This is a genomic window from Bradyrhizobium sp. AUGA SZCCT0283 (genome assembly GCF_018130385.1).
In the GTDB taxonomy this organism is placed as follows: domain Bacteria; phylum Pseudomonadota; class Alphaproteobacteria; order Rhizobiales; family Xanthobacteraceae; genus Bradyrhizobium.
The window spans coordinates 245,286-268,592 of record NZ_JAFCLU010000007.1 but is presented as its reverse complement, the minus strand read 5'-3'; the positions used below and the strand labels follow the sequence as shown (position 1 = coordinate 268,592).

General features: G+C 63.4%; 21 protein-coding genes. 10 read left to right on the top strand and 11 right to left on the bottom strand.

Features of this window, described 5'->3' with window-relative positions:
* Window positions 1-16 precede the first annotated feature (16 nt).
* From JQ624_RS12955 to JQ624_RS12945, 3 genes are all read left to right on the top strand, one after another.
* Window positions 17-973 (top strand): threonine/serine dehydratase, encoded by a 957-nt coding sequence (locus JQ624_RS12955; RefSeq protein WP_212419262.1) that lies wholly within the window; start codon window positions 17-19, stop codon window positions 971-973.
* Window positions 974-1,180: 207 nt separating this feature from the next.
* Window positions 1,181-2,206 carry a Fe(3+) ABC transporter substrate-binding protein gene (locus JQ624_RS12950; RefSeq protein ID WP_212419261.1) on the top strand — a complete coding sequence of 342 codons (1,026 nt, stop codon included), beginning with the start codon at window positions 1,181-1,183 and terminating at the stop codon, window positions 2,204-2,206.
* Between the two features lie 103 nt (window positions 2,207-2,309).
* A complete protein-coding gene (locus JQ624_RS12945) occupies window positions 2,310-3,956 on the top strand; it encodes an iron ABC transporter permease (protein ID WP_212419260.1) in 1,647 nt (548 codons plus the stop codon).
* 16 nt (window positions 3,957-3,972) lie between these two features.
* On the opposite strand, the gene JQ624_RS12940 is transcribed toward JQ624_RS12945, so the two are convergent.
* Window positions 3,973-4,869, bottom strand: a complete 897-nt coding sequence (locus tag JQ624_RS12940) for a LysR family transcriptional regulator (RefSeq protein ID WP_212419259.1) — start codon at window positions 4,867-4,869, stop codon at window positions 3,973-3,975.
* Between the two features lie 134 nt (window positions 4,870-5,003).
* Between JQ624_RS12940 and styA the strand changes: the two genes are divergently transcribed.
* Together styA and styB are read left to right on the top strand one after the other, a co-directional pair.
* The gene (styA, locus tag JQ624_RS12935) at window positions 5,004-6,251 is read left to right on the top strand and encodes a styrene monooxygenase subunit StyA (RefSeq protein ID WP_212419258.1); all 1,248 of its coding nucleotides are present in this window, start codon (window positions 5,004-5,006) and stop codon (window positions 6,249-6,251) included.
* Window positions 6,252-6,261: 10 nt separating this feature from the next.
* On the top strand, window positions 6,262-6,744 hold the full coding sequence (gene styB / locus JQ624_RS12930; RefSeq protein WP_212419257.1) for a styrene monooxygenase NADH-dependent flavin reductase subunit StyB: 483 nt from the start codon (window positions 6,262-6,264) through the stop codon (window positions 6,742-6,744).
* Between the two features lie 92 nt (window positions 6,745-6,836).
* Here the strand turns inward: styB and JQ624_RS12925 are convergent, their stop codons facing one another.
* The 5 genes from JQ624_RS12925 to JQ624_RS12900 form a co-directional block, all read right to left on the bottom strand.
* Window positions 6,837-7,487, bottom strand: coding sequence for a CoA transferase subunit B (locus JQ624_RS12925; RefSeq protein ID WP_212419256.1), 651 nt, complete (start codon window positions 7,485-7,487; stop codon window positions 6,837-6,839).
* A gap of 21 nt (window positions 7,488-7,508) precedes the next feature.
* The gene (locus tag JQ624_RS12920; RefSeq protein WP_212419255.1) at window positions 7,509-8,216 is read right to left on the bottom strand and encodes a CoA transferase subunit A; all 708 of its coding nucleotides are present in this window, start codon (window positions 8,214-8,216) and stop codon (window positions 7,509-7,511) included.
* A gap of 84 nt (window positions 8,217-8,300) precedes the next feature.
* Entirely contained in the window at window positions 8,301-9,071 is a 771-nt protein-coding gene (locus tag JQ624_RS12915; protein WP_212419254.1) for a hypothetical protein, read from the bottom strand.
* Between the two features lie 205 nt (window positions 9,072-9,276).
* Window positions 9,277-9,735, bottom strand: a complete 459-nt coding sequence (locus JQ624_RS12905) for a hypothetical protein (RefSeq protein ID WP_212419253.1) — start codon at window positions 9,733-9,735, stop codon at window positions 9,277-9,279.
* A gap of 14 nt (window positions 9,736-9,749) precedes the next feature.
* Window positions 9,750-13,016 carry a CHAT domain-containing protein gene (locus JQ624_RS12900; RefSeq protein ID WP_249129762.1) on the bottom strand — a complete coding sequence of 1,089 codons (3,267 nt, stop codon included), beginning with the start codon at window positions 13,014-13,016 and terminating at the stop codon, window positions 9,750-9,752.
* A gap of 484 nt (window positions 13,017-13,500) precedes the next feature.
* Between JQ624_RS12900 and JQ624_RS12895 the strand changes: the two genes are divergently transcribed.
* The gene (locus JQ624_RS12895) at window positions 13,501-15,444 is read left to right on the top strand and encodes an AsmA family protein (RefSeq protein WP_212419251.1); all 1,944 of its coding nucleotides are present in this window, start codon (window positions 13,501-13,503) and stop codon (window positions 15,442-15,444) included.
* Window positions 15,445-16,157: 713 nt separating this feature from the next.
* Here JQ624_RS12895 and JQ624_RS12890 read toward each other — a convergent pair.
* The gene (locus tag JQ624_RS12890; protein ID WP_212419250.1) at window positions 16,158-16,385 is read right to left on the bottom strand and encodes a hypothetical protein; all 228 of its coding nucleotides are present in this window, start codon (window positions 16,383-16,385) and stop codon (window positions 16,158-16,160) included.
* A gap of 147 nt (window positions 16,386-16,532) precedes the next feature.
* Window positions 16,533-16,991, bottom strand: coding sequence for a hypothetical protein (locus JQ624_RS12885; protein WP_212419249.1), 459 nt, complete (start codon window positions 16,989-16,991; stop codon window positions 16,533-16,535).
* A 49-nt stretch (window positions 16,992-17,040) separates the two neighbouring features.
* On the opposite strand from JQ624_RS12885, the gene JQ624_RS12880 reads away from it, so the two are divergent.
* Entirely contained in the window at window positions 17,041-17,220 is a 180-nt protein-coding gene (locus JQ624_RS12880) for a DUF3072 domain-containing protein (protein ID WP_249129761.1), read from the top strand.
* Window positions 17,221-17,331: 111 nt separating this feature from the next.
* Here JQ624_RS12880 and JQ624_RS12875 read toward each other — a convergent pair whose 3' ends face one another.
* A complete protein-coding gene (locus JQ624_RS12875; RefSeq protein ID WP_212419248.1) occupies window positions 17,332-18,087 on the bottom strand; it encodes a ThuA domain-containing protein in 756 nt (251 codons plus the stop codon).
* A 494-nt stretch (window positions 18,088-18,581) separates the two neighbouring features.
* Between JQ624_RS12875 and JQ624_RS12870 the strand changes: the two genes are divergently transcribed.
* The 3 genes from JQ624_RS12870 to JQ624_RS12860 all read left to right on the top strand — a co-directional run bounded on the left by JQ624_RS12870 (window position 18,582) and on the right by JQ624_RS12860 (window position 21,909).
* Window positions 18,582-19,967, top strand: coding sequence for an ABC transporter substrate-binding protein (locus JQ624_RS12870; RefSeq protein ID WP_212419247.1), 1,386 nt, complete (start codon window positions 18,582-18,584; stop codon window positions 19,965-19,967).
* Window positions 19,968-20,188: 221 nt separating this feature from the next.
* Complete coding sequence (locus tag JQ624_RS12865; RefSeq protein WP_212419246.1) at window positions 20,189-21,061, top strand: carbohydrate ABC transporter permease; 873 nt, start codon at window positions 20,189-20,191, stop codon at window positions 21,059-21,061.
* Complete coding sequence (locus tag JQ624_RS12860) at window positions 21,058-21,909, top strand: carbohydrate ABC transporter permease (RefSeq protein ID WP_212419245.1); 852 nt, start codon at window positions 21,058-21,060, stop codon at window positions 21,907-21,909. Before JQ624_RS12865 ends, JQ624_RS12860 begins: the two co-directional genes overlap by 4 nt.
* Before the next feature lie 93 nt (window positions 21,910-22,002).
* Here the strand turns inward: JQ624_RS12860 and JQ624_RS12855 are convergent, their stop codons facing one another.
* Together JQ624_RS12855 and JQ624_RS12850 are read right to left on the bottom strand one after the other, a co-directional pair.
* A complete protein-coding gene (locus JQ624_RS12855; protein ID WP_212419244.1) occupies window positions 22,003-22,431 on the bottom strand; it encodes a protease inhibitor I42 family protein in 429 nt (142 codons plus the stop codon).
* A 21-nt stretch (window positions 22,432-22,452) separates the two neighbouring features.
* Window positions 22,453-23,286, bottom strand: a complete 834-nt coding sequence (locus tag JQ624_RS12850; RefSeq protein WP_212419243.1) for a C1 family peptidase — start codon at window positions 23,284-23,286, stop codon at window positions 22,453-22,455.
* Window positions 23,287-23,307 lie beyond the last annotated feature (21 nt).

Below are 23,307 nucleotides of genomic sequence, written 5' to 3'. Positions count from 1 at the left end.
CTTGGGAGTGCATGCAATGGATGCGTCTGCAGATGCCGTAACGTCGGAACTGATCGCTCAATGCGAGCGGGTGATCCGGCCTTTTATCCGGCGGACGCCGGTGGTTCAGGTCGATGGTCCCGAGTTCGGCCTTCCAGGCCATACGCTGACGCTCAAGCTGGAACTCCTGCAGCACTCCGGCTCGTTCAAGGCACGCGGCGCTTTCGCCAATCTGCTGACCCGCGACGCGCCACTGGCCGGCGTGGTGGCGGCGTCCGGAGGCAACCACGGCGCGGCCGTCGCTTATGCGGCGATGAAGCTCGGCAAGCCGGCCAAGATCTTCGTGCCGAGCGTCTCTTCGCCGGCGAAGGTGCAGCGTATCAGGGACTACGGCGCCGACCTCACGATCGAAGGCGACCGCTATGCCGATGCGCTCGCCGCCAGCGAGGCGTGGGCGCAACAAACCGGCGCATTGCCGGTGCCGGCCTTCGATCAGAACGAAACCATCACGGGACAGGGAACGCTCGGCCTCGAACTCGCCAGCCAGGCGCCGGATATCGATACACTGCTGGTATCGGTGGGCGGCGGCGGGCTGATCGCAGGAATCGCCGCCTGGTACGCCGGCCGTATCAAGGTGATTGGCGTCGAGCCGCTTGCTTCGCCCACGCTGACCAAGGCCTTTGAAGCCGGCCATCCGATCGATGCGGAGGCCGGCGGGCTGGCGGCAGATTCGCTGGCGCCGCGGCGCGTCGGTGAACAGGTCTTTCCGATCGTGCAAAAATACGCACGGCAAACCGTGCTGGTTTCCGACGCCGCGATTGCCGACGCACAGGCGACGCTTTGGCGCGCCTTGCGCATCGTGGCAGAACCGGGCGGCGCGGCAGCGTTCGCGGCGATCCTGTCGGGCGCCTACCGGCCCGGCGCGGGCGAACGCATTGCGGTCATCGTCAGCGGCGGCAACACAGCCGCTGTTGATTTCGACCGCACCCGTTGATTGCCGACAGGTCGCACGCCGCTCCAGCCGGAGCTCACGCGCGTGCTCCCAGATGCCACGACGGTCCGCCGCATTTTGGAATCGCTCTAAATCGGAGCGCTGGAATCGCTCTAAATCGAGCCATTCGCGACATACGGTCGCTGACGGCATGACGGCTGCTGCGCTACTGAGATCGGCATCTCCACCAGCTTTTGTCGGGCAGCTTTCATGATCAACTTTCGCGCCACCGCCGCAACCGCAGCGTTGCTTTGCTTTACCGCGTTCGGAGCCTCGCCGGCGTCCGCCGACGGCGAGGTCAACGTCTACACCTATCGCGAAACCAAGCTGATCCAGCCGCTGTTCGACGCCTTCACCAAGGACACCGGCGTCAAGGTCAACGTCGTCTCGGCGAGTTCAGGCCTCGAGCAGCGCATGAAGGCGGAAGGCGCCAACAGCCCCGCCGACGTGCTCTTGACGGTCGACATCGGCCGCATCGACGAGGCCGTGCAGGCCGGCGTCACCCAGCCGATCAAGTCGGTGGTGATCGACGAGATCGTGCCGCCGCAATATCGCGATCCTGATGGGCACTGGGCCGGCATCTCCATGCGCGCGCGCGTGATCTACGCCTCGAAGGATCGCGTCAAGCAGGACAAGATCACCTACGAAGAACTCGCCGATCCCAAGTGGAAGGGCAAGATCTGCATCCGCTCCGGCCAGCACATCTACAACAACGGCCTGTTCGCGGCCTACACGGCGAAGTACGGCGAGGCCAAGACCGAGGAATGGCTGCGCGGCGTGAAAGCCAATCTGGCGCAAAAGCCCTCGGGTGGCGACCGCGAAGCCGCGCGCGACGTCGCGGCCGGCAAATGCGACATCGGCATCGGCAACACCTATTACTGGGCGCTGATGATGAACAGCGACCCCGAGAAGAAGCCGTGGGCGGAAGCCACCAAGGTGATCCTGCCGACCTTCGAGGGCGGCGGCACCCACGTCAATCTCTCCGGCGTGCTGCTGGCGAAGCACGCGCCCAACAAGGCCAACGGCCTCAAGCTGATCGAGTGGCTCGCCGGCGAAAAGGCGCAGCAGATCTACGCCGATTCCAACTACGAATATCCGGTTCGCGCCGGCGTCGCCGTCAACCCGACGATTGCGGGTTACGGCAGACTCGTCGCCGATCCGATGCCGATCGCCAAGATCGCCGCCAACCGCAAGGCGGCCTCGACGCTGGTGGACAAGGTCGGGTTCGACAATTGATCGCACCACGTCGCGAAAGCATTTCCGCCAACATGCCCTCTCCCTCCCCGGGAGAGGGCATGATGCTGCATGGGCTTGTGGCTTCATGCGGACGTGAGGGGGCGTGAACCGGACCACGCGCTCGGGGCGGATCGCGGCAGCGATTGCGGTCGCGACCGCCATCCTGGTCGCAGCTCCCGTCATCTCGATCATCGCGCTGGCGCTGCAACCGGCGCCGGATGTCTGGCAGACCCTCATCCAATACGTGCTGCCGCGGAGCCTTCTTGACACCGCGCTGTTGCTCGCTGGCGTCGGCGCCCTGTCGCTTGCGATCGGCACCGGCACGGCGTGGATGATCTCACTATATGAATTCCGCGGCCGGAAAATGCTGCTCTGGCTGGTGCCGCTGCCGCTGGCGATCCCGACCTACCTCGCGGCTTACGTCTATGTCGATTTGTTCGAGCCGCTCGGCCTGGTCCACCAGACGCTCGCGGTCTGGCTCCCGCTGCAGGACGCGGTGCGCGCGCTTCCGAATTTGCGCTCGCTGCCCGGCGCCATCATCGTGATCGCGCTGGTGCTCTATCCCTATGTCTATCTTTCGGCGCGCACGATGTTCCAGTTCCAGAGCGCGGAGTTCGCTGAAGCCGCCAAGACCCTCGGCGCCGGCCGCTGGACCATCTTCTGGCGCATCTCGCTGCCCATGGCCCGTCCCGCGCTGGCGGTCGGCACAGCGCTGGTGTCGCTGGAGACGCTGAACGACATCGGCGCCAGCGAATATCTCGGCGTCCGCACGCTCACGGTGTCGGTGTTCACGACCTGGCTCAACCGCGGCAGCCTTGCCGGCGCCGCGCAGTTGTCCTGCTTCATGCTGGCGATCGTGGCCGGACTGATCGCGATCGAGCGTTATGGACGGCGCAACGTTACGACGGAGTTTTCCGCCGAAAGCCCGCGGCTCACTCAGCGGACGACGCTTGCCGGCATCAAGGGCGGTTTGGCATTCGCAGCCTGCCTGCTGCCGGTCTGCCTCGGATTCCTAGTGCCGCTATTGTATCTCGCGCATCAGAGTTTCAAGCGCGGGCTGTTTGCGAATTTCGACATGGCGTTGTGGCGCGACGCCTTCAACTCGGTCGCGTTCGCAAGCCTTGCCACGCTCGCCGCGCTGCTGCTCGGCTTTGCGACCATTCTGGCCTGGCGCTGGCGGCCGAGCAGGCTGCGCTTCGTTGCGATGAACATCGCGCAATTGGGTTACACGCTGCCCGGGCTGGTGCTGGCGCTTGGGCTGCTGGCGCCGCTGCTCGCCATCGACAATGCGCTGAACGCGCTCGCCGCCTCGCTCGGACAATCGCTGCCGGGACTGATCGTGATCGGCTCCGGCGCCGCCGTTGTCATCGCCTATGTGATCCGCTTTCTCGCGGTGCCGACCGGATTCATCAAGGCAGGGTTCGAGCGGATTCCGCGCGATTACGACGACAGCGCGCGCGCCGTCGGCGCCGGCCAGGCCACGACGATGCGGCTGATCCATCTGCCGCTGCTGCGCCCGGCCATGCTCGGCGCCGTCATCGTGGTGTTCGTGGATTGCCTGAAGGAGTTGCCGGCGACGCTGTTGCTGCGGCCGCTCAACGTCGACACGCTGGCCACCTCGATCTACCAGTACGCCAGCCGCGGCAGCTTTGAGGAAGGCGCGCTGGCGGCGCTGTTGATCGTCGCCGCCAGCATTGGCCCGGTGGCGTGGTTGACGCGGTTCTCGGACATGCCGAGCGGGCCGGCGTAAGCCATCGCCCAGCGCCTTACGGCACGGAGAATTGCCCCGCACGCTTGATCAACAGATCGAGGAAGCTGCGCGCCCGCAGCGACATCCAGTGCGTTTCGGGATAGATCGCGTGCAGCGGCAAGGCCGCGATCGAAAAATCCGGCAGCAGGTTCTGCAACTGGCCGTTGCGAATGCCGGCGACGGCGCTCCATTCCGGCAGGATGGCGATGCCGAGATGATGCATCACCGCCTGCTCCATCGCGTCGGCATCGTCGACCAGCAGCGGCCCGCCGATCGAAGCGACGTGGCGGCCGTGTTCGGATTCGAATATCCAGTCATTGGCGGCGGGCAGACGCGAATAGACGATGCATTGGTGCGCGTTGAGGTCTTCGGGCGCTCGCGGCACCGAACGGCCCCGCAGATAGGTCGGCGTCGCGACCAAATAGCGCCGCACCGTGCCAAGCCGCCGGGCGACGAGTGTGCTCGACTCGAGCTGTCCGATCCGCAGCGCCAGCTCGATCCCCTCCTCCACCAGATTGACGAAACGCTCGCTGAAGCGGATGTCCAGACGAACCCCCTGATAGGTTCGGACATATTCGGCGATGACGGGCATCAGATAGCGCCGGCCGAACGACGAAGGCAGGCTGACCCGCAGCGTGCCGCTCGGCCGCAGTGAATTTTCCTCGACGTTGGCCCGCGCCAGATCGAAGCTTCCGAGGATCTGGCGGGCCAGATCGTAGATGCGGTGGCCCTCGGGCGTCGGCTTGAGCTTGCGCGTGGTGCGAAAGAACAATTGCGTGCCGAACTCGCTCTCCAGCAATGCGATCCGCTTGCTCACGGCCGGCTGACCGATGCCGAGTTCGTTGGCGGCCACCGAGAAACTGCCGCCCTCCAGCGAGCGGACAAAGGCGCGCAGGCAGTCGATCCGGTCCATCCGATCATTCCCATCAGGAATAGATCATATCCTATCCATTCCATTTTTCTTCGGCAAGTTCGTCGCTAGGCTGCAGCCAACAACGGGAGACCAGCTCCCGAACAACCTTCGGGCAAACCACTGGGGAGGCGGACATGAGACGGCGCATCGGGATCGTCGGGGCCGGCATCGCCGGCTTGCACCTGGCCCTGTACCTTCAGAAACACGGCGTCGATGCCACGCTGATCACCGACCGCGCGCCGGACGAGTATCGCGGCATCCGCCTATTGAACACGGTCGCGCACCACCATGTGACGATCGCGCGCGAAGACTATCTCGGCGTCAATCACTGGAACGACCCGAAGCATCACTATTACTACCACGATCACTTTTTCAATTTCCCGCAGCCGATCAGCTTCCGCGGCTACTTCTCGCGGCCGAGCCGCGCCGTCGACTACCGGATCTATCTGCCGGTGCTGATGAAGGATTTTGCCGATCGCGGCGGCAGGATCGAATACCGCCGCATCGAGGAAAGCGATATCGCGCCGCTGGTCGGCCGGTTCGACCTCCTCGTCGTTTCCAGCGGCAAGGGCCCGCTCGGCCAGCTCTTCGCCTATAGGCCGGAGCACTCGCCCTATTCGCAGCCGCAGCGGCGGCTTTGTGTCGGCCTCTATACCGGCGTTCGCGAGCCGGACCCGATGAACGTGACGCTTTCGGTTTCGCCGGGCCACGGCGAGATGATCGTGATTCCCACCATTACCTTCGGCGGCATCGCCAGCGCGCTTCTGATGGAGAACGTCCCGGGCGGCGACATGGAGGAGCTTGCGACACTCAGCTACGAGGCCAACCCGAAGCATTTCCTGCGCGTCGTGCTGGAGAATCTCGAGAAGCATCATCCGACCACCTACGACCGTATCGACACCGCGCGCTTCGATCTCGCGCAGCCGCTCGATTTGCTGCAGGGCGGCGTGGTGCCGACGGTCCGCAACACGGTGGTGGAATTCGACGGCGGCAAATGCGCCATCGCGCTCGGCGACGTCCACTCGGTGGTCGATCCGATGATGGGACAGGGCGCCAACGTCGCCTCCTACGCCGCGTTCGTGCTCGGCGAGGAGATCGTCAACGCCGACGTGCTCGATGCGCGGTTCTGCGAAAAGGTCGACCTCAAGCGCCAGGACCGCGTGCTGGCGGCCGCGCGCTGGACCAACATCATGCTGCGGCCGCCCTCGGAGGCGCTCGGCATGCTGATCGGCACGATGAGCCAGAGTCAGGCGCTTGCCGACGAGTTCACCGAGAACTTCAACTATCCGGACCGGCAATGGGACCGCGTCGCGTCGGCCGAGCGCATCCATGCCTGGATCGAGCGCAAGACGGCGCCGGCGCCGGTGCGGGCCACGGCGTGAGGCGCATGAGATGCAGCGCGCCGACCCGCTCGCCTTCCGCCAGGCCGCATCGCGCTTCGCAACGGGGGTCGCGGTACTGACCGCGCTCCATTCCCGCGGCGAGGTCTGCGGCATGACCGCCAACAGCTTTGTCACCGTCAGCCTTTCGCCGCCGACCGTGCTGGTCTCGGTCAAATCAGGCAAAACGCATGAGGCGATGTCGGCGAGCCGGCGCTACGGCGTCAACGTGCTGCCGGAACAGGCCAGGGCGTTGTCGCGACATTTCGCGGGCCAGCCGCGCCAGGCCTATCCCGGTTACAAAATCGTCGACGGCCTGCCGCGGCTGTCGAACTGCGTCGCGTTTTTCGCCTGCGAGGTGACGCGGACGATCGACGTCAGCGACCACACCCTGTTCATCGCCGAAGTATCGGAGTGCGATTACTGCGACAGTCTCCCGCTGGTGTTCTTCTCCAGCCGGTACCATCTGGGCCCCGGGAAGCCCGTCGATCACTGAGCGGGCAAGCGGCCCGATGACCGTGCTGTGATGAAATCGTCGTTGTCGGGACGCGCAGACGGTTTCGTCATGCGCGCCTCGTAACCGCCAAATCAGGCGTTCTTCAGCGCGACGCGGAACTCGGCTTCGGTCTTCGCCTTCACCTCGTCCAGCGTGACGCCGTCGGCAAGTTCGATCAGCGCCATGCCGTCCTTGCCGTGCTTGTCGATGGTGAATACGGCGAGATCGGTCACCACCATGTCGACTACGCGTTCGCCGGTCAGCGGCAGGTTGCACTTCTTCAGAAGCTTCGGCCCGTCCTTGGCGGAGTGCTCCATGACAACGACGACGCGCTTGACGCCGGCGACGAGGTCCATCGCGCCGCCCATGCCCTTCACCATCTTGCCGGGGATCATCCAGTTGGCGAGATCGCCGTTCTGCGCCACCTGCATTGCGCCCAGGATCGACAAATCGATATGGCCGCCGCGCACCATGGCGAAGGAATCGGCCGAGGAGAAATAGCTGGTGTCGGGCAGCTCGCTCACGGTCTGCTTGCCGGCGTTGATGAGGTCGGCGTCTTCCTCACCCTCGTAAGGAAACGGTCCCATGCCGAGCATGCCGTTCTCGCTCTGCAGGCTGACATCGATGCCTTCGGGGATGTAGTTCGAGACCAGCGTCGGAATGCCGATGCCGAGGTTGACGTAATAGCCGTCGCGCAACTCTTTCGCGGCGCGCGCTGCCATCTGTTCACGGGTCCAGGCCATTTCAGTTCTCCTGTGTCGCGCTCAAGCCGCCGGCCGCGGGCGGGTGTTGCGGAACTCGATCCGCTTCTTGCCGGTGCCCACTTCGATGATGCGTTTGACGAAAATGCCTGGCGTATGGATGTGGTCGGGGTTGAGTTCGCCGGCCGGAACCAGCTGCTCGACCTCGGCCACCGTGATCTTCGCAGCCGTCGCCATCATCGGGTTAAAATTCCGCGCGGTCTTGCGGTAGATCAGGTTACCGGCGGTGTCGCCCTTCCAGGCGTGGACGATCGCGAGGTCGGCGAACAGGCCGCGCTCCATGATGTATTTCTCGCCGTCGAATTCCTTCACTTCCTTGCCTTCGGCGATCAGCGTGCCGACGCCGGTCTTGGTGTAGAAGGCCGGGATACCGGCGCCGCCGGCGCGGATGCGCTCGGCCAGCGTGCCCTGTGGATTGAATTCGAGCTCCAGCTCACCGGCGAGGTATTGCTGCGCGAACAGCTTGTTCTCGCCGACATAGGACGAGATCATCTTCTTGATCTGCCGCGTCTCCAGGAGCCGGCTCAGCCCGATGCCGTCGACGCCCGCATTGTTGGAGACGACCGTCAAACCCTTGACGCCGGAATCGCGGATCGCGTCCGACAGGGTTTCGGCAATACCGCACAGACCGAAGCCGCCGGACATGATCATCATGCCGTCCTTGAGAACGCCATCGAGTGCCGATTTGGCGTCTGGGTAAACCTTGTTCATGGAAATAGGACCTGATGGAAGGAGCGGCGGAAAGCCGCCATTATCGGGATTATTAGGCGAATTCTTCGCGGTGCGTCAATGCGCTCAGCCGCCAATAACGCCCTTGAGACCGGCATACAGGGAGCCTGCGGCGGTCCCCACCACGCCCACCAGCGGCCCGGCCGTCGTCATCAGATCCTGAATGATGCGTGCGCGGCGGCGAAGATGTTCCTCGCCGACATGCGGACCAAGCAGTCCCGCGACCTTGTAGGCGACGGGGTTGGGCCTTCCGCCGCCCCGCGTCATCGTTTTCGGCAACACATCGAGGATCAGGAAGCCGAGGATGTTGCCCGTCACGAACGCCAGCGCGATGCTGGCGCTGTATTCGATGACCTCCCGCCATTCGACCCAGGGCCCGGGCACGATCGGAACATTGTCGTTGATGCCGGTCACGACAAGCATGCATGTCACGGCGATCGCCGCGGTCAGGAACCCGACCAGGATGGCGCCGCGGAAGCCGACCTTGTGACGCGCATAGATCAGGAGGCCGAACGGCAGCGGTATGATCACCGAGGCGAGCCGAAGATAGAGCGGCGTGACGTTCAATGTGATGGTGATAAGGACGTGAGCCGCAACCAGCAGGATGATCGGGGTCACAACATAGGCGAGCGAGTGAACGATGTAGAATCGAACCGGCGAACCGATCCGCTGGATGCGGGCGTTGGTGCGGTCGAGTTCACGCCGCAGCCCATCGAGTTCGATGGCGATTTTCTCGATCTCGATGATGACGGGGCGTACGATCCGCAGATCCCGCGAGCAATGCTTGCAGACGATCGCCTCGTCCTTGATCGTCTCGGCGCAGAACGGGCATTCCATCAGGCTGATCGATTTTTTCTGCGACGCCGGAGCGCCTCGAGTTCGCTCCTCGCCTGATCCAGTTCCTGCCGCAGCAAATCGCGCTTGCGCGCCAGTTCGTCACGCTCCGCCATCAGCGATTGCGGTACCGCGATCTCCCGCGAGCAGGAGCCGCAAACCAGCGCCTCGGGCAGGTTGTCCCGCGCGCAGTATGGACAAGCGTTGCTCAGGGGGCCACCTTCAGGACAAAACTCGTTGTCCCGACGCGGCCATCGGTATCCTTGATGTCGACGCGGACCATGTGCTCGCCGGCTGGCAGTTCGACCTCCGGCATGTCGATGCCGCTCGGCAGCACAAAGGATCTGACCCGCGACGTAAGGTCGACATTCGGCGTCCTGAGATAGGTCACCTTGACGGAATCCGGATCGATCTTCGCCCCGCCATAGGGCTCGAATTTCAGCTGCAGGCGCATCGGGGACTTGAGCTGTCCGGCACCGGTCACGACGTCGACCTTGGGTCCCCGCGTGATCCCCCGCCGCTCGGTCGCGATCGCGCCCTTGGGTGGCGGCAATGCCGCTTCCTCGGCCGTTATCAGAACCTGCGCGGCGTTAGCCGGCATCGCTCCCGCAATGAGTGCCGCAACGCTCCCCAGCAGAAGCCCCAAGCACCAGATACGCACGATCATTTTTCCCTTCAACATTATCTCACGCCGCCGTCGCCGATAATCGTGTAGGGCGCCCAGAACAACGGATGGGCGTAGGCGAATTCGGTCTTGCCGTCGGCGCCGGCATAGCCGGGGCCGTCCATCAGGGCCATCGTCGCCCGCCGCAGCGCTTCGCCACGCGTCAGTTTCGGATCCTGCGCCTGCCGCCGGAACAGGTCCGTCACCAGTTCACGCGCCGACTGCGAGTGAACCGACCAGTTGGTCACCAGCAGCGCGCGGGTGCCGGCGTAGAAAAACGCGCGGCCGAGACCCGAGGCGGCCTCCGCGCCGGCGCCTGCTCCGGCGCCGGTGTTGCATGCCGACAGCACGACCCAGTCGGCGTCGAGCTTCAACCCAAGGATTTCCTCCATGGTCAGCAGGCCATCGCCCTCGCCGCCGGTGACGGTGGGCGATGACAGCGCCAGCGCCGGCTGCGACAGGCCGTTCAGTTCGCCAGGCACGAGGCCATGAGTGGCGAACGCCAAAACCTTGAATCCGGAAAGATCCATCGTCTTGACCGCCTGCTCGCTGGCCTGCTTGCCGAGGTTGAGAACTTTCGACGGATCGGCCTGCAGTGCCAGCGCGATCGACTTCAATTCATCCGACGTATCCGGAAGCCGCGGCAACATTGCGAGCTCCGCGCTATCGACGCCCTCGAGCTTTGGACTGTTGCGCCGCTTCAGGGGACCGCCGCGCGTCGTGTTGCCGGAGGCATCGGCGACCCTGACCTTGTCGGTGTTTTCGGCATCGGCTTCCTGTTCCTTGCTAAAGTAAGGATCGCCGAACGCGATCAGTTCGCCGCGGTTGGGCTTGCCGGGCGGCAGTTGGCGCAAGGTGCGCAACGCCGCGGCAGAAGGCACGGTCGTGACCGCGTGCGTCCGCGCCAGCCACGGCACCTTCCTGTAGCCTGCAAACATCGGATCGTCGTCGCTGCCGATCTCGACCGGCGCCGTCGGCAACAGCGACAATGGCAGCAGGCCGAGCGCGCCATTGGTCACCAGGATCAGGTTGTTGGCGGGCTTCCACCCGCTCTCGACCGGCTGCAGCAGCAGCGAGTAGAGTTCGTGCGCAAGCTTGAGATCGAACGGAGGAATGTCCGAGATCATTGCCGCCTGCGGCTCCAGCGCCTCGCGGAGCTTGCGAACCTTGCTCTCGATATCGCCGCTGCTTGCCTTGATCGCGGCGAACGCGACCGGACCATTCTTTGGAACGGCCCAGACGAAACTGCTGGTTTGCCCAAAATAGAACGACAGCATCGCCTCGCCGTCCGTCAATGTCGCCCTGATCTGCTCCACCGACGGCGGTTTCGGCGCGACCAGATCGGCATATGCAGGGAAACGCTGGCCGATTTCCTGTCGCGCCTTGAGCCGAGCGGCGCGCAGCGCGTTGATCGAAGCGTTGAGCGCCTGGACGCCCTTGTCGTCGCGCTCGTGCGACGGCAAAGACAACACGTTGTTCAGCGTCCCGAGTTGAGCGTTCACCTGCTTGCCGAGGTCCTGCTCCTTCCGCACCAGCTCGGCCAGCGCCGGATCCTTGGCCGCGGCGCGCGCGCTCGACGCCGCCAGCGCCTGCTGCACCGAACGGCCGCGAATGGCGTCGGCAAGGCTGAAGGTTTCTCCACCGACGTCGGCGGAGGCATTCTTCTCCCGCGCCAGCATGGCGAGGTAGGCTTCCACGATGCCCTGCAGGCGCTGGCTGCGCGCCGCCACAGCCGTGGTGTCGTCGTCATCGGCGTTCTCGCGCGAGGACGCCATTAGGATCGGGATCGCCGCCCTGAACTCGCGGATCGCATCTGCATCGCGTCCCGCTCGCATCAGGCCGACCGCTAGCGTGCCGCGCGCCGAAGCGGTATCGAAATGATTTTCGCCGACCCGGGACAGCTGCTTCTTCACGAGTTGTTCGGCCGCGGCGATGCCGGCCTCGATCTGACCGGAGGCGTAGAGCGAGGAAATCCGCCCGCCGCTGAGCTCAAAGGTCTGACGCCGCGCCGGCTCCCAGTTGGCGATGGCCTTGTCAATCTGCGCAAACACCGCGATTGCCTCACGCCCCTTGCGCTGCAGATTCAGGATGCCGCCGAGCTGCGACAGCTGCTGCACCTTCGAAAGAGAATCCTCGGCGACGCCGACGGTCTGGCTGATCTCCAGTGAAACGCGCGCCAGTTGCTCGGCTTCCGCGTAACGTCCCTGCTCGACCAGAATGTCGGCCAGTCCGGCGATGAAGCGCGGTGTGACCGGATTGTACTTGCCCTGATTCTTCAACTGCGACAGCAGCGCGCGGCGCGCATCGACCTCGGCTTCCTGCAGCCGCCCCTGTCGCGCTTTCACCCTGGCCTGGCTCAGGATGTTGAAATCGACAGCAAGCACCATGCTGGACTCGGACGGCGGATTCTCGGAGCCCAACAATGGCTTGATCGCCGCACGTCTGCGCATTTCGCCGAGCTTGTACGAGGCCTCGGCGTCGCGATGCTGTCCCCGCGCTTCAAAAATCATGGCGCGGCCGGTTTCGACTTCGGCCTCCCAGTTCTGGCCGTAGGTATTGTACGCCGACCGCAGCAAGGGATTGCCGCTGGTCCGCGCTTCCTGAAGGAACGGCTGGCTGCGGCGGAGATAGGCCTCAGCCTGCGCGACATCGCCCATCTGGATCAGAATGCCGGCGATCGCGCGGTTCGCACCGAACAAGTATCCCCTGGCCCCCCTCTGGGTGGATGTCTCTCGAAGCAGCCGCTGATACACTTCAAAGGCCTTCTTGGGATCGCCGGCCGCGGAGTATTGGTGGGCAGCGAGCGTAATCAACCTTCCCATCATGAGAGCGGAAACCGCCCCACGTCCGACTTCAATGGCTTTGTTGGCGTCGGCGATGGAATCGGCGAGTCGGCCGAGCTGGGCCCGGGCATTGCCGCGATCGAAATAGAACTGGGCGAGGTCTTCGCGCGATTCCTTGCCGGTCGGCTGGGAATCGGCCTCTACCTTCAACTCCTCGATCGTCTTGAGATCGGCCTTCTCGCTGTCCAGGATCGCGGTGATGTCGGTGATGGTTCGCGGCGGGGCGACAAATCCGGCAGGCAGCGCGCTGCCGGCCGCAACTTTCGGCGCGGCTTCGGTTGGGATGGCAACGGCGACGTTGGCGCGGCCATTGGCCGCGTTTAGCGCCGCCATCACGCAGGCTTTGACCTGCGGCGTGGCCTTGGCGCGGCACGCTTCGAGATTTCCTGCCCCGCCGGATCCTCTCATGCAGGCCTGAACGATCGGCCTGCCGACGGTCATCCTGCAGTTTTCCCGGGCGGCTTCGATACTAAGCCCAAGCGCCGGCGGCGCAGATATCATAAGGATCAGCGCCGAAATAATGCATCTTGAAGTAGTACCGGAGATTACGGGGAAGTCTGCGCGATTAAAACGAGGTGAAGCAAAATCATTATCTGAGGACAAATGATGACCCCATCAAAATCTAACAATGGTACTGAGCAATAGCGAAACATTAGCAAGTTTCGGCCGGGGTGTCATGAAATACTCCGGTCAGCATCCGGGGCCTCTGGTCGCATCCGGGGTAGGCCGGCCATCCGGTCGTCGGCAACCGGCATTGACTGTGATCTCCACACAGGAACCGGCCGGGATGGCCTTGAAAGCGTCAAGAAAACGCTTCAAGTTGCGTGGGTTGGCAGGGGCTTACCGATGCACCGCCTGCCCTGATCAGCGCCCATTAATCAACAACCCGACTTCGGTGTAGTCAGATCCGGATATGTCATTGACGATGGCCCAAGGAATGAAGCGCCTGGGGATGCCGGTTGCGGCCTTGTTCGGCGTGGCTTTGACCGGCCTGATCGGCACGTCCTGGTTCCTCAACCGCGACGCGCTGCGGCAGGCGGTCGAGGCGCAGATCCGCAATGTCACCGGGCTCGATCTGGTCGTGTCGGGCGCGATCGACGTTTCGGTGTTTCCGGGCAGCTACGTCTCCTTTCACAATGTCGGGCTGAAGGGCGGCGGCACCATGGACCCCGCGCTGCAGGTCGATGTGCTGACCGCGAACCTGCGCCTCTTGCCATTGCTGCTGCGCCGCTTCGAAATCGCCGATGTCATGATGCTGCGGCCGCATATCCGCGTCATCAGGGAAGCAGGCGGCGAGAGCAACTGGACGCCGTTCGTCGAGCGGATCGCGCGCACGATGAAGCCCGGCGCCGAAAACCAGGTGTCGTTTTCCGAAATCAGGATTCAGGACGGCGTGCTCAAATATGAGGACGCCGCCAACAACGTCAAAGAGCAGCTCGGCGACATCGATCTGTCGCTGGCCTGGCCGTCGATCTCGCGCTCGTTCGCGGCGACGGGACAATTCGACTGGCGCGGCGAGCGCGTCGACGGCTCGATCTCGGCCGGCGACTTCGTCGCGATGCTGTCGGGCGACCGCTCGGGCCTGAAGGCGCGCATCGTCAGCGCGCCGCTGAAACTGGCCTTCGACGGCTCGGTCGCCAACCGCACCAGCCTGATGATGGAAGGCACGGTGACCGTCGACAGCCTGTCGCTGCGCAATGCGATGCGCTGGATGGGACAGCCGGTGCCCGGCAGCGGCGGCTTCGGCCGCTTCGCGCTGAAGGCGCGCGCCAATGTCGTCGGCGCCTCGGTTGCGCTGACCAACGTGAATGTCGAACTCGACGGCAACGTCGCCGAGGGCGTGATGACGTTTGCCAATAATGGCCGCCAGGCGATGCAGGCGACGCTCGCCGCCGGCAACCTCGATTTCACGCCCTATATCTCCACCGTGCGCCTGCTTGCGAGCGGCGCCCGCGACTGGAACCGGCAATTGTTCGACCTCACCTCGCTTTCCGCCACCGATCTCGACATGCGCCTGTCGGCGGCGCGGGTGACGGTCGGCCCCACAAAGCTCGGCCACACCGCGTTTGGCGCGAACCTGCGCGGCGGCGCGCTGGCGCTCTCGATCGGCGAAGCGCAGATGTATGGCGGCATCGCCAAGGGCTCGTTCGGGATCGCGCGTTCGGACGCGATCGCCGACGTCAAGGCGCAGTTCCAGTTCACCGATGTCGACCTGCAGGCCTGCGCCAACGAATTGTTCGGCATCACAAAACTGTCCGGCCGCGGCAATCTCGGGGTTTCGCTGCTGGCTTCCGGCTCGAGCCCGTTCGGCCTCGCCTCCTCGCTCGACGGCACCGCTACCCTGATCGGCCATGACGGCGCGATCGCGGGCTTCAATGTCGAACAACTCCTGAAGCGGCTGGAGCGCCGGCCGCTATCCGGCGGCGGCAATCTGCGCTCAGGTTCGACGCCCTACGACAATCTCACGGTCTCGGTGCGCTTCAACGACGGCATTGCCACCGTCGAGGATGTCCGCGTCGACGGACCGACGACGCGCCTGACCCTGACCGGCACCGCTTCCGTGCCGGCCCGCGAATACGATCTCAAGGGCGTCGCCAGCCTGACCTCGGCGGCCACCGGCGGCGACAAGGGATTTGAGCTGCCCTTCGTGGTGCAGGGCCCGTGGGACGATCCCCTGGTATTCCCCGATCCGGAAAGCCTGATCCGCCGCTCGCCCGGCGCGGCGCCATTGCTCGATGCGGTGAAGGACCGCAAGACGCGCGATGCGGTGCGCTCGGTGATCGAGCGGTTTACCGGTGGCGGACCGCGGCAGGCGGTGCCGGAGGCCGCGGTGCCGGCGAATGGATCGGCTGGCGCGAAAGCGAACTAGCTTTCTATCTATGTAAGGGCAGTGTAGCCCGGATCCGCCAACGGGTCGCGCGAATGCGCGTCCGCGACGAGCGCAATTGCGCTCGCACAGTGATGACAAGCTCCGCGACATCCGGGATCTTGTCGCAGATCCCGCATATCGCTCATGCGGGCTACTTGCTGATCTCGACCTGCCGCACGGCCAGCATTCCGGGAATCCGTGTTCGAGGCCAGGGTTGAGTCCCGGAACACCGCGTCATAGAGATCGATAGTCTCGCCCAAGGGAGAACTCCATGAAGGCCATCGCACTGGGCGCATTCGGTGCCGCGCTGCTCGCGTCCGCCGCTTCCGCCGCCCCCCTCAACGGACGACGATCGGCTCCGCCGAAGCCTCCAACGTCGACCAGGTCGGTCTGGTCTGCAACGAGTATTATGGACGCTGCTGGCGGACCCGAGGACCGCGCTATGTCGTGCGCTATTACTAAGACCCCAGCTACTTCCCCGGCCGGGGCTACAACTACTACGCTGGCCCCGGCTACTACGATCGCGGCTACGGCGGACCAAGGTTCATCATTCGCGGCTGGTAGCAAGCGTAGCCGGGATGAGCCAACAGGACGCACGAATGCGCGCCCGCGACGAGCGCAATTGCGCTCGCGCAGTGATGACAGGCTCCGTGACATCCAGGGTCTTGTTTGCTCATGCGGGCTACTTGCTGCAATTCAACAAACCCCTCCAATTACGGCACGTTCTCGCCCCTGCCGCCACCAACCCCATACGGCTTGTTGAGAAAATAACTCCGGTTACCCAGCGCCGCTTCGGCATACTGGTCGATCGCAACGATGATCGCCTGCACATGCGCGTGGCACCACCCTTCCCGCGTCGCTCTTATGCGGACCTCCGCCAGGGCTTTTATCCACGGCGGGTTATCCGCGTTGTGGTCGTACCATCTGAGCGGTGCTGACATCGCTGGCCCCTGTTGATGAAATCTTCCAGCTCCGCCCGCTTGCGCGAGAGCAGAAGCTGCGCCCGCGCGTTGTCCAGGCCGGATTGATCGAGCCGGCGCGCAAGCTGGTCCAGTTCGCCAATCCGCCGGCGCAGGGCTTGAATCGTCTCATCGCTCACGGCGGCCTCGGGCCTTTTCCATTCCGATTGAATCGGAACGAGGCTCCGGATTTTTGATTGGACGCGTTTTCTTGACGCGAGCCGGTCCCCACCCCGGATCAGGTCCGCCGCAGGCTTTCGCCGGGAAATGCATCGGCGCCGCATTCGCGGGTTTTCTGCTGGCCGCGCGGACATCCAGCTTCAGCCGCTCATCGACATTGAGCAGCCGCTCTTCGCCGCCGAGCCGGTTCCGCTCGGCGATGAGACCAAGCATGACAACGCGCATGGACATCAGGTGAACCGCGGCTTCCGAGCAGTCCTCATCCCGGTTGACCCGTTTGCGGATATTGTCCTCCGCGCCCAGCATCTCCGCCCGTAAGAATTTGATTTTCCTGCGAATTTCGTTGAGCTTATTGTCCATGGGGCCACCTCGCTGCGGTTGAACCCTATAAGAACAAATAAAGAACAAATTTCAAGTTAAGAGTCGGGTCCATTCGAAGATTCTTTGGAGTTCCGGAATGCCCCGCCTCCCCGACCAGGTCGACGCCCCGATGACGCGCCGCCAACTGGCGACGCTGCGCACGCTCAGCGCCGAGGCGTATCAGCCAAAACTGTTCGAGCAGAACCTGACGGCAAGGGAAGCCGAGCGGCGGATTACGGCGCTGAAGGCGGAGATCGAATTGGCGAACTCGTTTTGAAGCAAGCGGAGCCCGGATGAGCGACCGATGACAGGCTCCGCGGCCTCCGGGTCTATCTTTAAATCCCGCATATCGCTGCGCTCATGCGGGCTACTTGCTACTCGCTGCTTGCTAGGGCGACCTTCGAATAGACCAGAGGATGGCGTTCGTGAGGATTCGCTGGTAGCGGGCGTCCTGCCAAACTGACGGCTCGTGGCCTAGCGCCGTATAGAATACGCGTCCCTCGCCGTAGAGGCGGGTCCAGGCGAGAGGCCAACCATAAAATCGCTGATGCACGCCGGTCCTGCCAAGGTCCACCGAGCTTGGGTCGAGGCGCAGGAGCACGCGTGATCTACGATAGTCGAAGTCGCTGATTTGGTAGATCTCGTCCTCGACTTGCAATGAATTCCCGAGAAAAGCCACCAGGGGATCGCGGGGATCAACCACCTCGATTGTCACGGCCTGATGCCAGGGATGACCATTAAAGTAGCCGCCGACCAGATCGAGATAGTCCGGCCAAGTGTAGAATGTGTCCGTCGCCGAATGAGCGCCGAGAAACCCGCGGCCCGAACGCACGAAGTTGAGAAGAGCTGTCTTTTGCGCGTCGCGCATCGGAAGTTCTCCTGACGTGTAGAACATCACCGCGGCGTAGCGCTCGAGGTTTTCGGGAGAAAATTCAGACATGTCTTCCGTTGCAGTGACTTCAAAGACACCCGAATTGTTTCCAAGCTGGGTCAGGATTGTCCTGGAAAGCGGTATGACATCATGCCGGTAGCCGGCCGAGTATGTGAAATAGAGGATGCGCGCTGTCGGACGCTCGGCATGCGCGCCGAGTGGCCGGATCGCCGCCGCGCTGCCGAGGAGCGCGATGAACTCACGTCGCCTCACAATCCTCTCCGCGCACTCCAACCAACCACGTGTTGAAAGAAGCTTAGCACAGATCGGCCCAGCGCCGGCCCTGCAGCGTCGCTCTCTGCCGTCCTATGCAACGCCCACGTTCAATTCATGGCCTCGGCTTGGCGGCATTCGTTGACGGCCACTCAGCCAGCAAGTGGATCCCGCATTGCTTTCACGAGTCCGCATTCCCCCGCCCTCATTGGGCGAGAGCTTCGGCCAAGTCTCGGGCGCGCTCTGCGCTGCGAGATCGCGGGCCCGCGCCTTGGTCAGCCATCCTCCCCCCGGCCTTCGGTATCCGAGGGCGTAAATGATTGAACCAAAAATGATTGAACCAAAACGCCGGGGTACACGCGGATGGTTTGCCGCATTTGCGCCCGGAATGTCCCCCTACAGAAGTCTGCCTTGCCCCATCTGGATCGCGCCGCGCGCATGGGCTAGTCTTTTATCCAACCGGTTAATAAGCCGGCGTTACAAGGGAGAACAACGTGATATCCAAAAAATTAGGTGGGCTTTCACTCGCGGTCGCTGCGGTCGGGCTGTTTTACGCCACTGCACCCGCGCTGGCCCAGCAAAAGACCATCACCGTCTGGTTCGGCAAGGGCTTTTACAAATCCGAGGACGACGCGCTTCTGGAGGCGATCAAGAAATTCGAGGCCAAGACCGGGATCAAGGTCGAACTGTCGCAATACGCCATTCAGGACATGATCCCGAAGACGGTGGCGGCGCTGGATTCCGGCACCGTGCCCGATGTCGCCTATTCCGACAGCTATGACGTGCAGGCGCAGGGCAAATGGGCGTTCGAGGGCAAGCTCGAGGACCTCGGCGATATCCTGACGCCGATGAAATCTGCGTTCGCGCCGAACACGCTGGAAACCGCGCTGCTCTATAACGACGTCGCCAAGAAGAAGGCCTATTACGGCTTCCCGCTGAAGCAGCAGAGCATGCACGTCCAGATCTGGCAGGACATGCTGGAGCAGGCCGGCTTCAAGCAGAGCGATATCCCGACCAAGTGGGAAGACTACTGGTCGTTCTGGTGCGACAAGGTGCAGCCGGCGATCCGCAAGGCCACCGGTCAGCGCGTCTACGCCGTCGGCCAGCCGATGGGCGTGGAATCCACCGACTCCTTCCAGTCGTTCTACACCTTCATGGACGCCTACAACGTCAAGCTGGTCGACGACGACGGCAAGCTCCTGGTCGACGATCCCAAGGTGCGCGAGAACCTCATCAAGGCGATGAAGGATTACACCGATACCTATATCAAGGGCTGCACGCCGCCCTCCTCCACCACCTGGAAGGACCCGGACAACAACGTCGCCTTCCACAACAAGACCATCGTGATGACGCACAATTTCACGATCTCGATCGCGGCGAAATGGCTCGACGACGCCAACAACCCGGCGCTGACGCCGGAACAGCGCGCGCTCGGCAAGAAGAACTATGACGAGACCATCATCACCGCCTCCTTCCCCAACAAGCCGGACGGCACGCCGATCAAGTACCGCTCCGACGTCAAGACCGGGCTGATGTTCACGGTCGCCAAGAACAAGGCTGAGGGCAAGGAATTCATCAAGTTCCTGCTGCAGGAAGAGAACGTCCGGCCTTATATCGAAGGCGCGCTCGGCCGCTGGTTCCCGGTGACGACGGCCAGCCAGCAGAGCCCGTTCTGGCAGGCTGACCGCCATCGCAAGGCCGTGTACAATCAGTTCACCGGCGGCACCACGCCGTTCGACTTCACCAGGAACTGGAAGTTCACGATCCTCAACAACGAGAACGTCTGGGCCAAGGCGATGAACCGCGTGGTGAGCGAGAAGGTGCCGGTCGACAAGGCCGTCGACGAACTGATCGCCCGCATCAAGCAGGTCGCGGGTTGATGTAAACGATGCCGGCCGCCGCAAAAGTATGTCCGTCGTCCCTGCGCACGCAGGGACCCATACGCCGCGGCGGTCGTTTTGAAGGATGCTGGTCAACGGCTTTCGCGCAATAACAACCGCCTGTGGCTATGGATCCCTGCTCCGTGCGCAACCGCGCACTCGGCAGGGACGACGGCGTAGTCGCGGCCGACATCTCGTTCTAAGACTGCAAGAGTAGACGTATGGCAATCACGCTTTCGGGCGATCACGCAATACCAGGTCCGCCCCTCTCAGCCCGGCTGACCACACCGCAGGTCTGGGGCATCGTACTGCTGGCGCCCTACATCCTCGTGTTCCTGGCCTTCGTGGTCTATCCGGTCGGCTACGGGCTGTGGCTGGCGCGGCATCCGGCGAGCTATGTCGCGCTCTGGCACGATCCGATCTTCGCGCGCGCCGCCGTCAACACGCTGATTTTCCTTGTGATCGGCATCAACATCAAAATGGCGATCGCGCTGTTTTTGTCCGGCTTCTTCGCCCAGCAGCGCACCTGGATCAAATGGCTGTCGGTGCTGTTCATCCTGCCGTGGGCGGTGCCGTCGATCCCGACCATCCTTTCCGTGCGCTTCATGCTCAATCCGGAATGGGGCGTGATCAACCAGCTGATCTTCAAGTTCACCGGCGAGGACGGTCCGAACTGGCTGAACGACCCGACGGTGGCGCTGAGCATGGCGATCGGCGTGCACATCTGGAAATCGCTGCCGTTCTGGACGCTGATCCTGATGACCGGGCGCCTTGCGATCTCGCATGACCTCTATGAAGCCGCCGAGGTCGACGGCGCGAGCTGGTCGCAAAAATTCCGCTACATTACCTGGCCGTCGATGCAGACGCTCTACGTCACCTGCACGCTGCTCTCGATGATCTGGACGCTCGGCGACTTCAACAGCGTCTACCTGCTCACCGGTGGCGGCCCTGCCGACCTCACCCATGTGCTGGCCACGCTCGGCATCCGCTATCTCCGGCTCGACCAGCTCAGCCTCGCGATGGCCTCCATCGTCTGCGCGCTGCCCTTCGTGCTGCCGCTGGTCTATTTCATGATGAAACGGTTGTCGCGATGAAGCTGCCAACACTCCGCGAAATCGGCACCGAAGCCAAACTGCTCTTGATCGGCATTCCCGTGTTCATCTGGACCATGGTGCCGATCTACCACATGTTCCTGTTCGCGATCTCGCCGAAAGAGGACGCGTTCGCGGGAAAACTCTGGCCCGCGCATCCGACGCTGAATAATTTCAGCATCGTGTTCCACCAGCAGCACTACTTCCTGCGCGATTTCTGGATCCAGTTCTTCAATTCGGTGGTGATCGCGCTTTCGGCGGGCGCGCTGACCTTGATGATCGCGACCGCTGCGGCGTTCTCGATCTCGCGGCTGCGCGTGCCCGGCGGACGCTGGGTGATGAATCTCGCGCTGCTCACCTATTTCATCCCGGCGGCGTTCCTCGCCGTGCCGATGTACCGCACCATGGGCACTTACGGCCTCTTGAACAATCACTGGTCGCTGATTCTCGCGATGGTGACGATCGCCTCCCCTTACGCGATCTGGGTGCTGAAGCAGGCCTCCGACAAGCTGCCGGTCGAACTGGATGAAGCCGCCACCATGGACGGCGCCACCACGCTGCAACTGTTCCGGCTGGTCTATGTACCGTTGATGATGCCGTCGCTGGTGGCGATCGGCACCTACGCGATCCTGCTCGCCTGGAACGAATATCTCTACGCCTTCCTGCTGCTCTCGAAGGATACCGAGATCACGCTCCCCGTCGCGCTCGGCAACTTCCTGGCCGCCGACGATTCGCCGTGGGAATTGCTGATGACCACCGGCTTCATCTATGCGCTGCCGCCGGCCGCGATCTATTACGCGTTCAAGCGCTACATGGTGGGGGGACTGACCGCAGGCGCCGTGAAGTCGTGATGCGGCGATAGCGTTTGCAAGCGAAGCATGCCCTCGGACTTGATCCGTGGGTGGACACCGGTTCGCGTGAAGAAAACGCGTCAAAACAAGAATCTAGAGCTTGGCGTTGATCCGGACGCTAAAGCGCCTGACGATCGAGCCTTCGCCCTCGAAGTGACGCCAGTATTTCAGGACGACCTCGCCGCTGCCGGCCTTCTTCGCCCTGAAATCGAACGTGACATGCCCGGCGGAGCCAACCGCGCCGCCGCCATAATGCGGCTCCGAGCCGGCTTCCTCCACGACGTCCCGGTCGAGACGGTCGATCGCCCAGCGGTAGCCGGTGGTCGCGTTCTCCGGCAGGGTCAGGCGAACGCTCTCGCCGACGCGCAACTCGACGGTCCGCTCGTTGTCCGCTTCCGTCAGCGACTGCATGACCTGCGCCTTCCCGGTCTCGGCGGCGACCGCGCCGCTGAGGTGCAACAACAGGATTGCACCCAACAGCGCGGCAACGCGCGCCAGCTTAGAAAGGTTCCATCCGCTCAAGGGATCGTCAAGCTCCCCGCCTCAGATCGTCACGCCATAACTCTCGTTGAAGAATCCGGCATTGATATAGGCCTCGCTGGCATAGGCAAAGCCCTTGTCGCCCCAACCCGTACCCCAACTGTTGCGGATGATGAAGCGGCGCTCGGCGGTATATCCGACGCAGCAGACGGCATGGCCGCCGCGAATGGTCGCCGGCATGAAGGTATCGAGGTTGCCATGGGTTGCGGTCGCGTTGTCCCAGGTGTGGTCGACATTGAGCGCCACCAGGATCGGCCCGTTGCTCGCCAGCCACGAGCGCCAGCTCGCGAAATTGCGCTGCATGTTGACATAGGAGGCGATCTTCCGCGTCGCCGCCGTGGCGTAGAACACGTTCTCGTCGCCGAGATACATATTGGTCTGGATGTGGAAGGGCAGCAGCGTTTCCGGCACCGCGCCGTATCTGCGCAGGATATCGAGCGCGGCTTTCAGGCTGGTGCCGGCGCCTTCGATCATGGTTTCCGGCCTGGAGACGAATTCATCGGTTTCCTTCGACGCCATCCAGGTGAATCGCGGGGACAGTTTCGCCGTCTTGGCGAGCCGGTTGGCCTTGACGAAATGATAGCGCGCCACGCCGTCGGTCGAACCCCAGCCGACGCAGGAGCCGGTCGATTCCTGATTGCCGATGTCCCACCAGGGCTGGCGAAGGTCGACGCTGGCGGGCGGCGCCGCAAGCTGCGCATCCACCGCCCCGGCGGCGATCGCATCGGACGGCGACCAGTCGGTTTCGGTATTGCGCGAAGGCACCACATTGCAAATGCGATCCGAATACGGTCTTGCGGAGGATGACTTGCCGAGAACTTTCTTGGACTTGGCCATAATGAATTCTCCCGTTGACGT

Coding starts and splice junctions, on each gene's coding strand:
- JQ624_RS12955 (WP_212419262.1), top strand. CDS start 17: ATGGATGCGTCTGCAGATGCCGTAACGTCGGAACTGATCGCTCAATGC.
- JQ624_RS12950 (WP_212419261.1), top strand. CDS start 1,181: ATGATCAACTTTCGCGCCACCGCCGCAACCGCAGCGTTGCTTTGCTTT.
- JQ624_RS12940 (WP_212419259.1), bottom strand. CDS start 4,869: ATGGACCGGATCGACTGCCTGCGCGCCTTTGTCCGCTCGCTGGAGGGC.
- styA (WP_212419258.1), top strand. CDS start 5,004: ATGAGACGGCGCATCGGGATCGTCGGGGCCGGCATCGCCGGCTTGCAC.
- styB (WP_212419257.1), top strand. CDS start 6,262: ATGCAGCGCGCCGACCCGCTCGCCTTCCGCCAGGCCGCATCGCGCTTC.
- JQ624_RS12925 (WP_212419256.1), bottom strand. CDS start 7,487: ATGGCCTGGACCCGTGAACAGATGGCAGCGCGCGCCGCGAAAGAGTTG.
- JQ624_RS12920 (WP_212419255.1), bottom strand. CDS start 8,216: ATGAACAAGGTTTACCCAGACGCCAAATCGGCACTCGATGGCGTTCTC.
- JQ624_RS12915 (WP_212419254.1), bottom strand. CDS start 9,071: ATGGAATGCCCGTTCTGCGCCGAGACGATCAAGGACGAGGCGATCGTC.
- JQ624_RS12905 (WP_212419253.1), bottom strand. CDS start 9,735: ATGATCGTGCGTATCTGGTGCTTGGGGCTTCTGCTGGGGAGCGTTGCG.
- JQ624_RS12900 (WP_249129762.1), bottom strand. CDS start 13,016: ATGACCGTCGGCAGGCCGATCGTTCAGGCCTGCATGAGAGGATCCGGC.
- JQ624_RS12895 (WP_212419251.1), top strand. CDS start 13,501: ATGGCCCAAGGAATGAAGCGCCTGGGGATGCCGGTTGCGGCCTTGTTC.
- JQ624_RS12890 (WP_212419250.1), bottom strand. CDS start 16,385: ATGTCAGCACCGCTCAGATGGTACGACCACAACGCGGATAACCCGCCG.
- JQ624_RS12880 (WP_249129761.1), top strand. CDS start 17,041: ATGCCCCGCCTCCCCGACCAGGTCGACGCCCCGATGACGCGCCGCCAA.
- JQ624_RS12865 (WP_212419246.1), top strand. CDS start 20,189: ATGGCAATCACGCTTTCGGGCGATCACGCAATACCAGGTCCGCCCCTC.
- JQ624_RS12860 (WP_212419245.1), top strand. CDS start 21,058: ATGAAGCTGCCAACACTCCGCGAAATCGGCACCGAAGCCAAACTGCTC.
- JQ624_RS12850 (WP_212419243.1), bottom strand. CDS start 23,286: ATGGCCAAGTCCAAGAAAGTTCTCGGCAAGTCATCCTCCGCAAGACCG.